The 252-nt window shown below is 55.6% G+C and carries 1 rRNA gene; it reads right to left on the bottom strand.

The annotated features are described in order from the left end of the window. A 23S ribosomal RNA gene (locus FSZ13_RS18245) occupies positions 1–252 on the bottom strand; the annotation flags it as partial.

The following is a 252-nucleotide window of genomic DNA, read 5'->3' as shown; positions in this document are numbered from 1 at the left end:
CGGAACCACCGGATCACTAAGCCCGACTTTCGTCCCTGCTCGACTTGTAGGTCTCGCAGTCAAGCTCCCTTATGCCTTTGCACTCTACGAATGATTTCCAACCATTCTGAGGGAACCTTTGGGCGCCTCCGTTACACTTTAGGAGGCGACCGCCCCAGTCAAACTGCCCACCTGACACTGTCTCCCGGGTCGATAAGACCCGTAGGTTAGAATTTCAATACAGTCAGGGCGGTATCCCACCAGCGCCTCCAC

Origin of the sequence: Stenotrophomonas rhizophila, assembly GCF_007667275.1 — a bacterium.
GTDB lineage: Bacteria > Pseudomonadota > Gammaproteobacteria > Xanthomonadales > Xanthomonadaceae > Stenotrophomonas > Stenotrophomonas maltophilia_AE.
Note: the sequence above shows the minus strand (reverse complement) of the source record. Positions and strands in the feature narration are given on the sequence as shown.